This window comes from Ercella succinigenes (genome assembly GCF_900002895.1).
The window spans coordinates 1-13973 of record NZ_CDHP01000067.1; the positions used below are offsets into that span (position 1 = coordinate 1).

Below are 13973 nucleotides of genomic sequence, written 5' to 3' on the forward strand. Positions count from 1 at the left end.
TTTATTATCCTTCCATTTAGGAAATTTATTATTTAAATACTTGAATGCACTATCAAGAAAGTCAATTGATAATAAATTAGTTTTATTTTTCTTAATTACATTAAGCCTGGCAAAAATATGGTGAGTACATAAGTACTCTATTTCCATGTAGTAATCATCATATATTCCGTTATCTAAAAAAAATTTTTGCAAAAAATCACAAGCATCAAATATATCAAATATTGATTGATTTAAACTTCCAGTTATCGAGCCTTCACGCTGAATTATATAATTATATAATGGCTCATCTATGACACTTATTTTGTCAGCTCTGTAAATTATTCCATAGATAACCGCATCATCTTCAAAAGTTTTCCCAGAAGGAAATTTTATGTCTTCGAACAAATGCTTTTTATACATCTTATTCCACAAATATGGCTTTATGGTACACAGTACAGCAGGATTTTGTTTTGCATTTTTATTAAATAATTCTGGATTATCATAGTGTACTTCGATTATTTTTCCCTGATTAATGCTTCCGTCATCTCTTAAATATATTTTTTTATACCCACAAATAACAACGTCTGCCGAGTCTTCTATAGCTTTATTATACATTTTATGTATCATATCGGGATCTAAAAAATCATCTGAATCCACAAAAAAAATAAATTTACCTTTGGCTTTTTCTAATCCTAAATTGCGTGAATCTGCAACCCCACTATGTTTCTTATGAAATATTTTAATAATTCCTAAATGCTTTTCCGCAAAATTTTCAGCAATTTCATACGTCGAATCTTCTGAACCATCATCTATTAATATAATTTCATATTTGCTTTTTTCTACACTCTGATTTAGAATGCTTGTAAGGCATTTATCTAAATATTCTTCAACATTATAAGTGGGAACAATAATTGATATTTCTGGAGAATACATATGCATAACCTCTGAAAATTATTAAAATAATCCCTTATCGTGTTATTTTCAATCCCTGCTAAATAAATCTCTTGTATAAACTTTTCCCTTAACATCCATTAGATCATCGCTAAGTCTGTTAGCTACAATTACATCAGAAATCTGCTTGAACTTGTCAAAGTTTCTTATAACTTCTGAATTATAGAAATTGTCTTCTTTCAAAGCAGGTTCATATACAATTACTTTTATGCCTTTTGCCTTGATTCTTTTCATTACGCCTTGTATGGCTGACTGACGGAAATTATCTGAATCCATTTTCATAGTTAATCGATGTATACCTACAATTTTGGGTTTACGCTTCAAGATCATTTCTGCTATATGATCTTTTCTTGTTCTGTTTGCGTCTACTATAGCAGACATAATGTTTTGTGGTACATCAGCATAATTTGCCAGAAGTTGTTTTGTATCCTTTGGTAAGCAATATCCACCATAACCGAATGAAGGGTTATTATAATGACTGCCTATTCTCGGGTCAAGCCCTACGCCTTCTATGATTTGCTTGCTATCCAGACCTCTTATTTCTGCATAAGAATCAAGTTCATTAAAATAAGCAACTCTTAGTGCCAGATATGTATTGGCAAAAAGTTTGATTGCTTCAGCTTCTGTTGAGTCTGTGAACAATACAGGAATATCTTCCTTGATAGCTCCTTGAACTAATAAACTGGCAAATTTTTCTGCTCTTTGTGATTTTTCGCCTACAACTATTCTGGAAGGGTAGAGATTATCGTAAAGAGCTTTACCTTCTCTTAAAAATTCAGGCGAAAAAATTATATTATCAGTCTGGAATTTTTCTCTAACTGATTCCGTATATCCAACAGGTACTGTTGATTTAATAATCATTAATGCTTTTGTGTTCATTGAAATAACATCATTGATTACTGCTTCTACTGATGTAGTATCAAAATGATTCTGCTTGGGATCATAGTTTGTGGGAGTTGAAATGATGATTATATCAGCATCCTGATAAGCTTCCCTTTTATCAGATGTAGCAATCAGGTGAAGATCTTTGTGTTTTAGATATTTTTCTATATCTGCATCAATAATCGGAGATTGTTTATTATTAATCAAATCAATTTTTTCTGGCAATATATCGTATGCTGTTACATTATTATTTTGTGCCAGAAGTATTGCGTTAGACAATCCTACATAACCTGTCCCGGCTATTGTTATTTTCAATTTATCTGCCTCCCTGATTTTACAATCATTGCTAAAGTAAAATTATTTGCTGCTAAAAACCTTTTTTTACTAAATAAAATAACTGCCGAGTATTTATTCACCTATTATTTTTATCAGCACTCTTTTAGCTCTTCTACCGTCAAATTCTCCGTAAAAGATCTGCTCCCAGGTGCCAAAGTCAAGACTGCCATTTGTTATTGCTACAACTACTTCCCTGCCCATTACGGTGCGTTTTAGATGGGCATCGGCATTATCTTCATAACCATTATGATCGTATTGGCTATATGGTTTTTCTGGAGCCAGTTTTTCAAGCCATCTTTCAAAATCACGATGCAAGCCGCCTTCATTGTCATTAATAAAAACACTGGCAGTTATATTCATGGCATTTACAAGCACCAAGCCTTCTTTGACACCGCTTTCTGCCAGACATCTTTCAACATCTGGGGTTATGTTTACAAAACCACGTCTCGAAGGAATATTAAAAGTTAATTCTTTGCGATAGCTTTTCATTTTTAAGTCTCCCTTTTTTTAACTTTTACCTACAATACTATATCATATTTTGCTGAAAAGTATCACTTCTTAATCATTTTCTGTAACAAAAAAAAGCTGACAAGAATCAGAACAATAAATAATGATTCTTTGACCAGCTTTTTAATTATTTGTCACAATAGATTATTGAAAAATATACTAAAAACTAATTTGTAATTTTATAAGACTATAGTTGATAACTTTTTGTTTAAACTTCTTTTCTAAAATCTGAAATTTAATGATTGCCGAAAACTTTTGCCAATGTCTTGGCGATAGCCCCGCCTAAGGTCATACTTACAGCTGCTTCTATTACCGCATTAAAGGTTATAAGCACACCCAGTATGGCAATTATATTTTCACCAAAGCTGCGCAAGAATTCACTGTTGCCAAAAAATAGTATAAGTGCACCCACAAACAAGGCTGTATTGATAACAGCACCACTTAGGGCAGAGACGGCATATGACCAGATCTTGGTTTTGTCTCTTTTTGCCAGCGCATTATAAATATGACCTACAGCATAACCCATTAATATTCTTGGTATCATAGTCATAATAAAAGTATAGAACGGATTGATACTCATTAAGGTTGTGCCGAAAACGTCCAGTCCGAAACACTGGGCAAAGCTGGTTGCGCCAAAAACACCGCCAAGAAAAGCACCATAGCGGGGGCCGTTGATAATTGCTCCGATAACGACGGGAATTGTCAGGAAAGTAATTGATACGGCTCCGATTCTAAGATAGCCAAGCGGGGTGAAAGCCATGAGAATAAGAATCGCTGACAGTATGGCCGTCTGTACCATCTGCAGGGTTTTGTTCGAGCTCGATTGAGCTGATACACCGGGAAGCTGATTCCCTGTTTTAGTAAAAATATTCATTTTTCTTGCTCCTTTCGCTGTCGCCTTGTTAAAACAAGTGCAACGCTATACGGTTTATATTTATCAAAGCCTTCTTGTAATACTTCGTCTAATGTTATTGCCTCTTATTTTGCTTTTTGCTTGATAGATCAACTAAGCTGAACAGGAGGTCAATACATTGTCAGTCATATTAAATTAGGCTCTAATATCCTAGATCTAATACAGACCCTGAATATTGTCTAAATGGATACTTGAACAGCTTTTAAAAACTGCTTTAATAACCACCTTACACCTACTTTATACCCTCTTTGAACTTATTAAGTCAAGTCAACCAAGACAGTAAGCTTGTTATTCGTCTAATTGTGTAACAAGCCCGGAAATTTAGCGATATAAGCTGTGAAAATTAGCAAATCAAATCGGTATAATCTTTATGAATTTCAAATATTTCATCGGCGTTTTTTATTCAAACTATATATTTTACAAAGACCGATTAACGTCAAGTCATTTTTATAGTCTATTTTATGTCTATCTTTCATATAAGGTAAAACTCGATCGGCAAGACTGCCTGTGGCAATTACTTGCAGGCTTTCTGTTTCCCATTTGGCAGCTATCTGATCAAGTAGCCCTTCTATCATGGCGGCATGTCCATAAATTATTCCGCTAGTCATTGAATCAACAGTGTTTCTACCCAGCAGTTTTCCCGGAGCCTCTAAAGCTATGGGCGGCAGCTCGGCAGCATTACTTGATAATGCATCAAGTGATGTACTTATACCAGGACATATTATAACGCCGCTCAATTCACCTTTTTCGTTAATTCCTGTGAGCGTGGTTGCTGTACCTATGGCCAAAATAACAAGAGGTGGGCGGGCAAGAGACAATGCTGCAACTGAATCAGCTACTATATCAGCTCCTAGCTGAGACGGGATTTCTGTTTTGATATTAAGACCATTTTTTACCCCTGGCCCAATCATCAATGGTTTTACCTTCATTATTTTTTCTATAGCTTTTTTTATAGTATTATTTAAAGGTCTTACTACGGAAGAAATTATTGAGCCTTTTATTTCTTCCGGCACAAAATTGTGCATAGCAAAAATACCATTAAGCAAAATAGCATACTCGTCTGCGCTTCGTGCAACGACTGATGACAATTTCCCTGTAAAAAGCAGCTTTTTACCGGCAAAAACACCTATTGTTATGCTAGTGTTGCCTATATCACAGGCAAACAGCATTGATTCTTCCTCATTTGGCAGGAAAGTATTTATATTGTCTATATTTTTACTCATATGAAGTTCTCCTCTTATAATTGTTTTATAGACCTGTCTTAACTTTCTTAATTGGGCCGGTTGATATTTTTTGAAATCATTATACAATTTTGATAATGTTTATTATACTACTTCCACCACAGAATTAGTGATGAACCTTTTGCGGGTGTCCCCTATCTCTGTTTTGCCATTATAACCAAAACAACAAGTCAAATTTCATAGTGATGTCACATATACTATCAATTGCACTTATAGTAAAATTAATATGTTCGATTAAAGAAACTTGTATCTTCTAACAAGAATATTTTGATCCGCATCTGAATCAGTCATTGCATTGTTTTAATCATCAGCTGGAGGTTAATATGAGTGTGAAAGTCAGTATGCCGCGCATCATCAAGCAGTATTATCTTGGAGAAAAACCTGCTAAAGTCAAACAGGAAGATCTGTCATATGTCCCGGTAGCACTTGGTCATGCAAGCATAAGTCTTAGACAATCGTCAACAGGCATCAGCAAAATCAGGGAATGTTTCCATATTTCAACAATTAGAGATGAAATTCTAACAGTTAACTGGAAAAAGGCTTATGATATAGATATAGAGCTGTCTTGTCTTGCTGATGAACCTCTTGGCAGTATAAATTATCATGAGTTGCCGGAAGCAGCCTCATTTGCAAAAAATTATGATCTATGGAAAAAGGATTATGCTAATTGGCTTTACAAAAGCCAGTCTCTTACTTTATTTCAAAACAAAGCATTAAAGCTCATTTCTGAACCAGGACAGTCTAAACATGATTTTGAGAAAAAATTAAAAGATGCTGCTAATAAAAAACATCAAGAAGAGTTATCAAAAGTGGATAGTGAATATAATAGTAAAATAGAGACTGCTAAAGAGAGATTACGTAAATCAGAACAAGCATTAAGCAGGGAAAAGCAACAGGCACGTCATCAGGGTTTTCAAACTTTTATTTCTTTTATTTCAACAATTTTGAGTTCTATAATCGGCAAAAAAAAGCTGAACAGTTCTTCTTTAAGTAGAGCAACAACAACGGCTCGTGGCGCCAGCAGAACGGTAAAAGAGCATTCTGACATTGCAAGGGCAAAAGAAACTGTGCAGGCAAATGAAGATAGATTATCAAAACTCGTTTCTGAATATGATCAGGCAAAAGAAAAGCTTATCGATAAAAAAGATAATGAATATCTGTCAATTGAAGAACTGATTTTGCGTCCTTCTAAACAGCATATCAATGTCAAAGTTATGGCTTTTGTCTGGTGTCTTCACCAACGAGGCAGTGATGGACACTGGCATCCGGTGATTAAAAACAGAATTTAGCGCTTATGAGTTTTTCTCCTGTTATTTGTTAAATAAACTATTTAAGAAAAGGTTAAGTTTGTTGTTGAAAAAACAACTTGCACATTTAACTATAATAAAGTATCATATGATACTACACAGGCGGTGATAATTTGCTAGATTTAGATAAAGAAATAGACAAAATTCTTGTTGATATGCGATCTGCTATAAAGCAAAAGAAGATCATACCTGTTGATAGAAAGAAAAATATAGATACTCTGTCTAGGCTTGGAATAACATGGAAAGATGCTTTGCTGGAAATTCAATCTTTGTCACGTGAGCACTATCACTCTGGTCCAATGGAAGATAGAAACAAGCCATCTGAAGACAAATTATGGGTTTTCAAAAAAAGAGTTTTTGGTGATCAAATATACATCAAATTCAAAATCGAGTATTCGAAAAGCGGGCATATAAAAATAGTAAGTTTTCATCTAAATGATAGTTTCTAGTAATTAAGAACCTGGAAACCTTTATTTGGCGAAAGGGGTTAAGGAAATGAATAAAAAATTGTTTTGTACCAAATGTGGTGAAGAAAGAGAATATGAAATAAAAAAAGAAAAAGAATCATATCCAGTAAGGAATGAAATGACAGAAATCGATGCTAAAGTTACATATTGTAAAGAATGCAACACTCAGATTTGGAATGATGAAATTGAAGATAAAAATTTAGAATCTGCATACCGCAAATATAGAGAAAAAAACAATCTCTTACAACCAGAAGAAATAAAGATGATTAGGGATAAATATAATTTATCACAATCTTTGTTTGCTAAAATCCTTGGTTTTGGCGAAAAAACAATAACACGGTATGAAAACGGCAGCATTCAAGATGTAGCGCAAAATAACCTAATAGAACTTGCTAGTTATCCAGAAGTATTCGAATTATTATTACAAAAAGGGAAAAATCATTTATCATCCAGCGATTATGATAGAATTATGCAGAGTATAAGGAGCTATAAATTTCAATTCAAAATCGAAAAAAAATATTTATTCACAAAAAAACCCCCTTATCAATATGAAAATATAAGTAAACAGTTTGGAGGTCGTAATTATGTCAGCTAATAGCTGTTTGCAATTTAATGGATATTCTGTTAATACAATTGAATTCAAATTAACAAATGATTTCCCAGAAAATATTGAATTGCAAATCGATCCTGAATTCAGTGTAGATTTGCAAGAAAACAAAAAAGAAAAGGACAACTATAAAGTATCACTTTCTTTTTTATTAGAGTCTACAATCGAAAAACCTTTACCGTTCAGTATTAAAGTTCAAATGACTGGTGATTTTTCATTATGTGAGGAAACAAATACTGAAATATCGCAAGAAATACTAATAAGGGAAAATACCATTGCTATCATGTTTCCTTTTTTACGTTCGATTATTGCTTCTCTTACTACAACAGCAAATATTCCACCATTGATTCTACCTATTATTAATATTGCTAATGCCTTTAAAGATGATATTTTGTAGTATTATAATGTAATCATGCAAAAAGTTATTTTTCTTGTTGATATGAATGCTTTTTTCATAGCTTGTGAGATGTCAAGATTCCCATCCTTAAAGGGTATTCCGGCCGCAGTTGCTGGTGATCCTCAAAATCGAACGGGAATTATTTTGGCGGCAAATTACGATGCCCGTAAATTTGGTGTTAAAACGGCTATGACTGTTAATGAGGCAAAAAAATTATGTAGCCATATAGTACTTGTTCCACCTGATCATGATTTTTACCAGTACAAATCAAATCAAGTAATGGAATTGCTATCAAATTTTACTCCTGTTATTGAAGAGAACAGTATCGATGAGGCATGGCTTGATATGACAGGATGCGAGGGCATTTGGGGCAAACCTGTACAGGCGGCAACAGAAATAATGCAGCAGATAAAAGAACAGCTTGATCTATGGTGCTCTATAGGTATTTCAGAGAATAAATTTCTTGCCAAAATGGCTTCTGAAATGAAGAAACCACTTGGGATTACCGAATTATGGCTAAGTGACATAAGTACAAAATTGTGGCCGCTGCCGGTAGGATCAATGTATGGAGTTGGCGGCAAAACAGCCGATAAACTAGCTGGTTATGGTATTAAGACGATTGGCGATCTGGCAAAAGTCGATCGCAATTTTTTGGTAAAAACATTTGGTAAAAGTGGTGATATTATTTATCAGCATGCTCATGGTATTGACATTGATCCGGTCATCGGCCGCAGTGCTGATAGTATGAAATCAATTGGCAGAGCTACTACTTTATCTGAAGACGCTTATGAACCGACTCAAATCCGCTCTATTTTTATGGATCTGGCCGAGGATGTCTGCCGTACAGCCAGAAAGCACGATAAAAAAGGGCATACAGTTAGAATTACTCTGAAATATACGGATTTTACGACAATTACAAGACAAACATCTATGCCCTCTTCAAATTCAGGCTATGAGCTTTTTAAGTATGGCTATGAACTTTTGCAGGCTAACTGGAATAGCTGCAAACCAGTCAGGCTTGTTGGCATAACATTGTCTGGTTTTGAAAGCAATATCTCCGACCGTCAGATTTCTTTTTTTGATGAGAATGCAAAAACTGATAGAGATAATAATTTAAAATCTGATTTCGGTATACACTCTGATGCTCTTGATCAGGTAATGGATAAAATCAAAGATAAGCATGGTAATGATATTGTCACACGCGGATCTCTTTTAAATCTAAAAAACAACTCAAAAAAAGAAAAACGAGATAAATAAGGATTTATTTGACTCTCTCCATAGCTAAAGCAAGGCTTTTTACGACACTATCGATAAAAAACCCCTGGTAAAGAGCCTTTGGAGCAAACATTACCAGGGGTTATATCTCTACTGATGGGTGGGCTTGTTAGCCCGAATCCGAATGTCAATCAGTCAATATTCCTAATTATTCAGGAAACATGTTCTGATCTGTGATCAAGTATCATTGGTAGAATCTGCTCTGGTTCCATTCCCAAAACTAAAGCAAATTCATTATTGATCAAGGCTTCGGCGTTCTTCTTAAATTCTGTGTCCTGTGCAGATAATTTTTTGCCTTGCTCTTCAAGGTCTGCCTGTCTCTGATTCAAAACCTTTATCATCATTAGAAGTTCATGCTGGTCGCCATTTTGTAAAATCTGACCATAAGTGGCTTTTCTTGCTTGATTATCACTAATCCATTCAGGTGTTTCATCAGGCATTTCTTCAAGTAAAGAAAGCACCTTATCACGCTTAAGCAGCTTACGCATCTGAATATCGCATTTGTCAGCAGGTGCATAAATAGTCGAGCTCCTTGAATTCAAAGGATTCAGAACATAATATTCACGTTCTGTGCCTCCGCCAAAATTCTCAATACGTTTATCCAAAACCTGACAAACACCATTAGAGCCAAATACTACATAATCATTGATCTGATACATTAAAATACCCCCAAGGTCTGATAATTCTGAACGCATTAAGCTCTGATCAGAATTATTCTGTACTTAAATAATCGCTTTCCTTTTGAAACCTTAAACAGTTTAATCTTAGATGTTGCCGGCAAAAGCAGAGAGCCAAATTACAGAGTAGTGTCCGAAAAAATATTTTCGGAGAAATTCAGCGATCCTAATGAATTTTTCAATCCATCTTTTCTGCTTTGTTAGTCATATTTCACGATGACACACAGTCAGCAACTCGACGGGAACATGCTAGTGTCTATTATAACACATTTTTGCGCAAATAGCACGCGCAATTAAGTTTGTGTTTTTACGGTTTAAGAAAACAAAATTTTTTGTGAGTAATTCCTAAATAATCAATAATATGATATTCTTTCCTTTGCAGTTTACTGAAAACAAACAAGAAGGCTAATTGTAGTTGCAGCTATTGTCATTTAGCACCGCAAATTAATCAACCTACGGAGAATGGAAGGATGGAAATCATGGAAAAAAAACAATTTAACAGATTAATTCCTGTTATTGCAGGGATTTGCATTCAATTATGTCTTGGGACAGCCTATATATGGGGAGTCTTTCAAGTTGAGGTTATTGAGCTTTTTGGCTGGTCGCAGGCAACAGCTGCTCTTCCCTTTTCACTTCTGATATTTTTTATGTCTGTCGGTTGTTTTGTCGGCGGCAGAGTTCAAGACAAATTCAGCCCTAGACCTGTCATCATGTTTGGTGGACTGGTTCTGGGATTAGGGTTTATTTTGGCATCTTTTACAACAGCCGATCGTCCTTGGTGGATTTGGTTAACCTACGGAGTTATCGGCGGTTTTGGTATGGGTACTACATATACAAGTACAATTGCTTGCTGTCAAAAGTGGTTTCCAGACAAGAGAGGCCTTATCACCGGTTGTATCGTTTCAGCACTTGGTTTTGGTGGAATCGTATTCACAAATGTTGCTACACCACTAATAAAATCACGTGGTGTTCTGGAAACTTTTATCTGGCTTGGTCTGATTTTTGTTGTCGTATCATTAATAGGTGCGCAGTTCATTAAAAATCCGCCAGCTGATTTCAAACCAAGTGGCTGGGTACCAAATAGCGCTCAAAATTCAGATCAGATGCAATTTACTCCTGGTGAAGCTATCAAAACGAAACAGTTTCATCTTGTTTCAATAACACTGATGCTGGCATGTGCTGCCGGCTTCATGGTTATTCCTTTTGCCAAAACAATCGGAATAGCAGGAGGAATTCCTGCTGAGACAGCAACCATAGGCGTAATGATAATTTCTCTATTCAATTCTGCCGGAAGGCTTTTCTGGGGTTGGTTCTCCGATAAAATAGGGCGCAAAAGAACTGTTCTGGTATTACTGGTACTTGCCGGAAGTTCTATTCCCTTCCTTATCTTGGCAGAATCTTATTTGATTTTTGCGATCATAGCTTTGGTTGCTTTCTCCTATGGCGGTTTCCTTGGAGTTTTCCCTTCCCTTACTGCCGATTATTTTGGGGTAAAAAATGTTGGAGCTAACTATGGCCTGGTCTTGCTAGGTTTTGGTTTTGGCTCAATTATCTTTACATATATCGCCGGAATTTTCCGAGATTCCGGTAATTTCGGCACAGCTTTTATAATTGCTTCCATCTGCTCTTTTGCCGGTGCAGTGATTTTCCTTTTCCTCAAATCACCACGTCAAAAACAGGCTGTCACTAAGCAACTATAATTCCAACAACAAATACCCTTGTGCGGTAACAAGTACCGCACAAGGGTAATATCAATTTTTTCAAATATTTTTACCTAAGGATATTTTAAGAGATTTTTCTTTATATTCTCATCTGAAGTTTAATTATAGTTCTGCCAGCACTTCGTCAATTGCCGATTGCAAAACCACGTCTTTGCTTATTTCTTCAGTAGTTGATTCGCTTTTGGCAGCCATTTTGGCCTCTTCTGCTTCCATTTCTTTTGCCGCCTCAACTATCCATTTAATTGCTGTCCCTTCTGGAATAATTCTTGTGTCGATGCAAAGGTCAAACCATCCTGTTTCTTTGCTTTTTATACCATAGAAGGTTTGAAGGAAACTGCTTCTGACACGGTCACTTTGCTTGATTAATTCACCTGCTTTTGCCGGATCTTCAAGATCATGCTCTGTCATAATATTTTTTATTCTTTTCTCAAGAGGAGTTTTTATACATACATTAACTACATCATTATATTCGTGCAATACGGCAAAAGCGCCTCGTCCAACAATAACACAATTGCCTCTTCTAGCAAAAGCAAGTATTGTTTTATTTAACATTTCTACTATTCTTGTTTTCTCAGAGTCGAATCTTCCCCAGATGCCATGTTCTGTACTGTACATCTCGTCAAAGGCAACCATGCCATATTTGACAAGCACTTCCTCAATTACATCCTTGTTTACTAACTGATATCCTAACTCTTTTGCAACCTGCCTGCTGATCTGATCTCCATCGCTTCCAAACTCTCTGGAAAAAGTTATTACTGACATAATAAAGCTCCTTTCTTTTGCTTGCTATCGTCGTAATCTCAAAACTCCAGTTTCTCTTGTGAAGCCACTTTATTATTGATATATATCTTACCTTCTTTATACCGATTATATCATTGAAAAACTGTAACATTTGTAAATTAATTATTTCGCTTTGTAGTATTATCTTCTTAATTTTTCTTAATTCATATATTATTTGATAGTTAAAACGTTATTATTATTGTAAAATATCGAAAAACAAGTTTTTAGCTCAAGAAAGGATTTTTGTGAAAAAAATTAATTTGTTTTTGTTAGCGGCTGTGTTATTGATAAGTCTGTTTGTATATGCAGGCTTCTTTAGGTCTGGCTCAGATGAAAATTTCTTACCTGTTAGTTATTTTGAAGATTTGAATTCTCAGTACACGATAGACGATTTTATTAATACAGACCATTCCGCTTCATTTACTAAGACTGACAAAACAAGGGTTGCTTTAGGTAATAATGATTCTACCTGGTGGTTTGAGATTCTACCTGATAATCTGGACACAGCTTTAACCAATCAAGCTGCAAATTCTGATTTTTATTTTGTGGTAAATAATCAGGTGGTCAAAAATGTGACTGTTTTTTTGCCGTTAAATGATGGCAATTACATCGGCAAAAATAGCGGCTGGGGGTATGAAGGCAAACTGGACAGTGACCTTTATCCTCAACAGGCTTTCTGGATTGATAAAGACATTGATTGGACAAACCCGATATATGTAAGAATAAATTCTCCTTATTCACATAATTATTCTTTTGAAATATTATCGAGAGACGATTTTTCCAGACGCAGTATAAGAGCAATGTTCTTTACTGGTATGATGCTGGGTACGATTCTTGCTATGATCATTTATCAGATAATAACGTTTTTCAGACTAAAACAACTGCGGCATCTTTTGTTTTCGGTCTTTATGCTTTTTATCGTCATTTACCAGCTTATTTTGCTTGGACTTATGCGCGTTATTTTTGTCGGCAGACTTTATTTTTTAACTGGATATGGAGTTCATGCCGCCTTGATTATGATATTATCAGGAGCTTTTTTTGCCACTTCTTATTTTGCCGACAAACCGGGATTTGCCAAAATCAAGAAAATTCTAAATTTCATAATTTCTCTTGCTGTTCCTGGAATCATTTTGATTTTCTCTGGACTAAGAGTAGCAGGAAATGTATATGCTTATTTCTATGCTTTTTTTGCCTCCCTAATTGTTATGGCAATTGCGATTAACTATATTCGAAAAAGGGACAAAGAATCTATCTATTTTTTGATTGGTTGGATATTCCTGATCATTACGGCAGCTGTTTCTTTCTTGAAAATGTCTGGAATTATCGCTAATAACGCTGTTAGTTCTAATATCGCCTGGGTTGCTGTAGCCTTGCAGTCAGTTATTTTTAATATTGCTTTAATTGATCATGTCAAAAACCTTGATCAGGCAGTTAATTGTGATACTCTGACAGGAGCAGGTTCAAGATCAGCCGGGATTGAATCGCTGACATTTGCTTTTGCCAATTTTAAAGATACAGGCAAAAGCCCCGCTATTATTTCTATAGATTTTGACAATTTTAAAGCCATCAATGATGTAAATGGTCATGATTTTGGTGATGAAGTTTTGATCGAGGTCAGGAAGGCAATCAGCAATGTGATACGCCATACAGATAGTTTATATCGCTGGGGCGGAGATGAATTCATCCTTCTTTGTGACAATATAGAACCGGAAAATGCAAATGAATTATGCTGCAAAATACTGCAAAGCGTTAGAAATACAAGTTCTACTATGGGTTCTAATGACGTAAATATTTCGATTTCTATGGGCATATCCTTCTTTCACACAAGCGATTATGATTATAAAGATGCGTTAAAAAGATCTGACAAAGCATTATATATTTCCAAAAGTCAGGGAAAAAACCGCTCAACATATATTGGTGATTAAAGTGCATT

14 protein-coding genes are annotated in these 13973 nt (G+C 35.2%); 7 read left to right on the top strand and 7 right to left on the bottom strand.

Features of this window, described 5'->3' with window-relative positions; translation table 11 throughout:
* The 5 genes from AC0KSB_RS13985 to AC0KSB_RS14005 all read right to left on the bottom strand — a co-directional run.
* Positions 1–912, bottom strand: a 912-nt coding sequence (locus AC0KSB_RS13985; RefSeq protein ID WP_472310358.1) for a glycosyltransferase family 2 protein, incomplete at its 3' end; no start/stop codon positions are given.
* Between the two features lie 48 nt (positions 913–960).
* Positions 961–2127: a nucleotide sugar dehydrogenase gene (locus AC0KSB_RS13990; protein ID WP_472310360.1), complete on the bottom strand. Its 1167-nt coding sequence runs from the start codon at positions 2125–2127 to the stop codon at positions 961–963.
* Between the two features lie 93 nt (positions 2128–2220).
* Positions 2221–2637, bottom strand: a complete 417-nt coding sequence (locus AC0KSB_RS13995) for a secondary thiamine-phosphate synthase enzyme YjbQ (RefSeq protein ID WP_472310362.1) — start codon at positions 2635–2637, stop codon at positions 2221–2223.
* A gap of 253 nt (positions 2638–2890) precedes the next feature.
* Positions 2891–3529 (bottom strand): ECF transporter S component, encoded by a 639-nt coding sequence (locus AC0KSB_RS14000; protein ID WP_472310364.1) that lies wholly within the window; start codon positions 3527–3529, stop codon positions 2891–2893.
* A gap of 425 nt (positions 3530–3954) precedes the next feature.
* Positions 3955–4791 carry a type III pantothenate kinase gene (locus AC0KSB_RS14005; protein ID WP_472310366.1) on the bottom strand — a complete coding sequence of 279 codons (837 nt, stop codon included), beginning with the start codon at positions 4789–4791 and terminating at the stop codon, positions 3955–3957.
* A gap of 341 nt (positions 4792–5132) precedes the next feature.
* On the opposite strand from AC0KSB_RS14005, the gene AC0KSB_RS14010 reads away from it, so the two are divergent.
* From AC0KSB_RS14010 to dinB, 5 genes are all read left to right on the top strand, one after another.
* On the top strand, positions 5133–6098 hold the full coding sequence (locus tag AC0KSB_RS14010) for a hypothetical protein (protein ID WP_472310368.1): 966 nt from the start codon (positions 5133–5135) through the stop codon (positions 6096–6098).
* A 131-nt stretch (positions 6099–6229) separates the two neighbouring features.
* Positions 6230–6565: a type II toxin-antitoxin system MqsR family toxin gene (locus AC0KSB_RS14015; protein ID WP_472310370.1), complete on the top strand. Its 336-nt coding sequence runs from the start codon at positions 6230–6232 to the stop codon at positions 6563–6565.
* 46 nt (positions 6566–6611) lie between these two features.
* Complete coding sequence (locus AC0KSB_RS14020; protein ID WP_472310372.1) at positions 6612–7178, top strand: type II TA system antitoxin MqsA family protein; 567 nt, start codon at positions 6612–6614, stop codon at positions 7176–7178.
* Positions 7168–7587 carry a protein-export chaperone SecB gene (locus AC0KSB_RS14025; RefSeq protein ID WP_472310374.1) on the top strand — a complete coding sequence of 140 codons (420 nt, stop codon included), beginning with the start codon at positions 7168–7170 and terminating at the stop codon, positions 7585–7587. Before AC0KSB_RS14020 ends, AC0KSB_RS14025 begins: the two co-directional genes overlap by 11 nt.
* Positions 7588–7602: 15 nt before the next feature.
* Positions 7603–8844 carry a DNA polymerase IV gene (gene dinB, locus AC0KSB_RS14030; protein ID WP_472310376.1) on the top strand — a complete coding sequence of 414 codons (1242 nt, stop codon included), beginning with the start codon at positions 7603–7605 and terminating at the stop codon, positions 8842–8844.
* 170 nt (positions 8845–9014) lie between these two features.
* Here the strand turns inward: dinB and AC0KSB_RS14035 are convergent, their stop codons facing one another.
* The gene (locus AC0KSB_RS14035) at positions 9015–9521 is read right to left on the bottom strand and encodes a CarD family transcriptional regulator (protein ID WP_472310378.1); all 507 of its coding nucleotides are present in this window, start codon (positions 9519–9521) and stop codon (positions 9015–9017) included.
* Positions 9522–10018: 497 nt separating this feature from the next.
* Between AC0KSB_RS14035 and AC0KSB_RS14040 the strand changes: the two genes are divergently transcribed.
* On the top strand, positions 10019–11239 hold the full coding sequence (locus tag AC0KSB_RS14040) for an L-lactate MFS transporter (protein ID WP_472310380.1): 1221 nt from the start codon (positions 10019–10021) through the stop codon (positions 11237–11239).
* Positions 11240–11362: 123 nt separating this feature from the next.
* On the opposite strand, the gene AC0KSB_RS14045 is transcribed toward AC0KSB_RS14040, so the two are convergent.
* Positions 11363–12022, bottom strand: coding sequence for a cytidylate kinase-like family protein (locus tag AC0KSB_RS14045; protein ID WP_472310382.1), 660 nt, complete (start codon positions 12020–12022; stop codon positions 11363–11365).
* A 263-nt stretch (positions 12023–12285) separates the two neighbouring features.
* Between AC0KSB_RS14045 and AC0KSB_RS14050 the strand changes: the two genes are divergently transcribed.
* Positions 12286–13965: a diguanylate cyclase domain-containing protein gene (locus AC0KSB_RS14050; RefSeq protein WP_472310384.1), complete on the top strand. Its 1680-nt coding sequence runs from the start codon at positions 12286–12288 to the stop codon at positions 13963–13965.
* Positions 13966–13973: the final 8 nt, after the last annotated feature.

Bases quoted from the DNA above. Each gene is read 5' to 3' on its own strand.
- dinB (WP_472310376.1), top strand. From the start codon at position 7,603: ATGCAAAAAGTTATTTTTCTTGTTGATATGAATGCTTTTTTCATAGCT.
- AC0KSB_RS14020 (WP_472310372.1), top strand. From the start codon at position 6,612: ATGAATAAAAAATTGTTTTGTACCAAATGTGGTGAAGAAAGAGAATAT.
- AC0KSB_RS14010 (WP_472310368.1), top strand. From the start codon at position 5,133: ATGAGTGTGAAAGTCAGTATGCCGCGCATCATCAAGCAGTATTATCTT.
- AC0KSB_RS14035 (WP_472310378.1), bottom strand. From the start codon at position 9,521: ATGTATCAGATCAATGATTATGTAGTATTTGGCTCTAATGGTGTTTGT.
- AC0KSB_RS13995 (WP_472310362.1), bottom strand. From the start codon at position 2,637: ATGAAAAGCTATCGCAAAGAATTAACTTTTAATATTCCTTCGAGACGT.
- AC0KSB_RS14025 (WP_472310374.1), top strand. From the start codon at position 7,168: ATGTCAGCTAATAGCTGTTTGCAATTTAATGGATATTCTGTTAATACA.
- AC0KSB_RS14040 (WP_472310380.1), top strand. From the start codon at position 10,019: ATGGAAAAAAAACAATTTAACAGATTAATTCCTGTTATTGCAGGGATT.
- AC0KSB_RS14000 (WP_472310364.1), bottom strand. From the start codon at position 3,529: ATGAATATTTTTACTAAAACAGGGAATCAGCTTCCCGGTGTATCAGCT.
- AC0KSB_RS14045 (WP_472310382.1), bottom strand. From the start codon at position 12,022: ATGTCAGTAATAACTTTTTCCAGAGAGTTTGGAAGCGATGGAGATCAG.
- AC0KSB_RS14005 (WP_472310366.1), bottom strand. From the start codon at position 4,791: ATGAGTAAAAATATAGACAATATAAATACTTTCCTGCCAAATGAGGAA.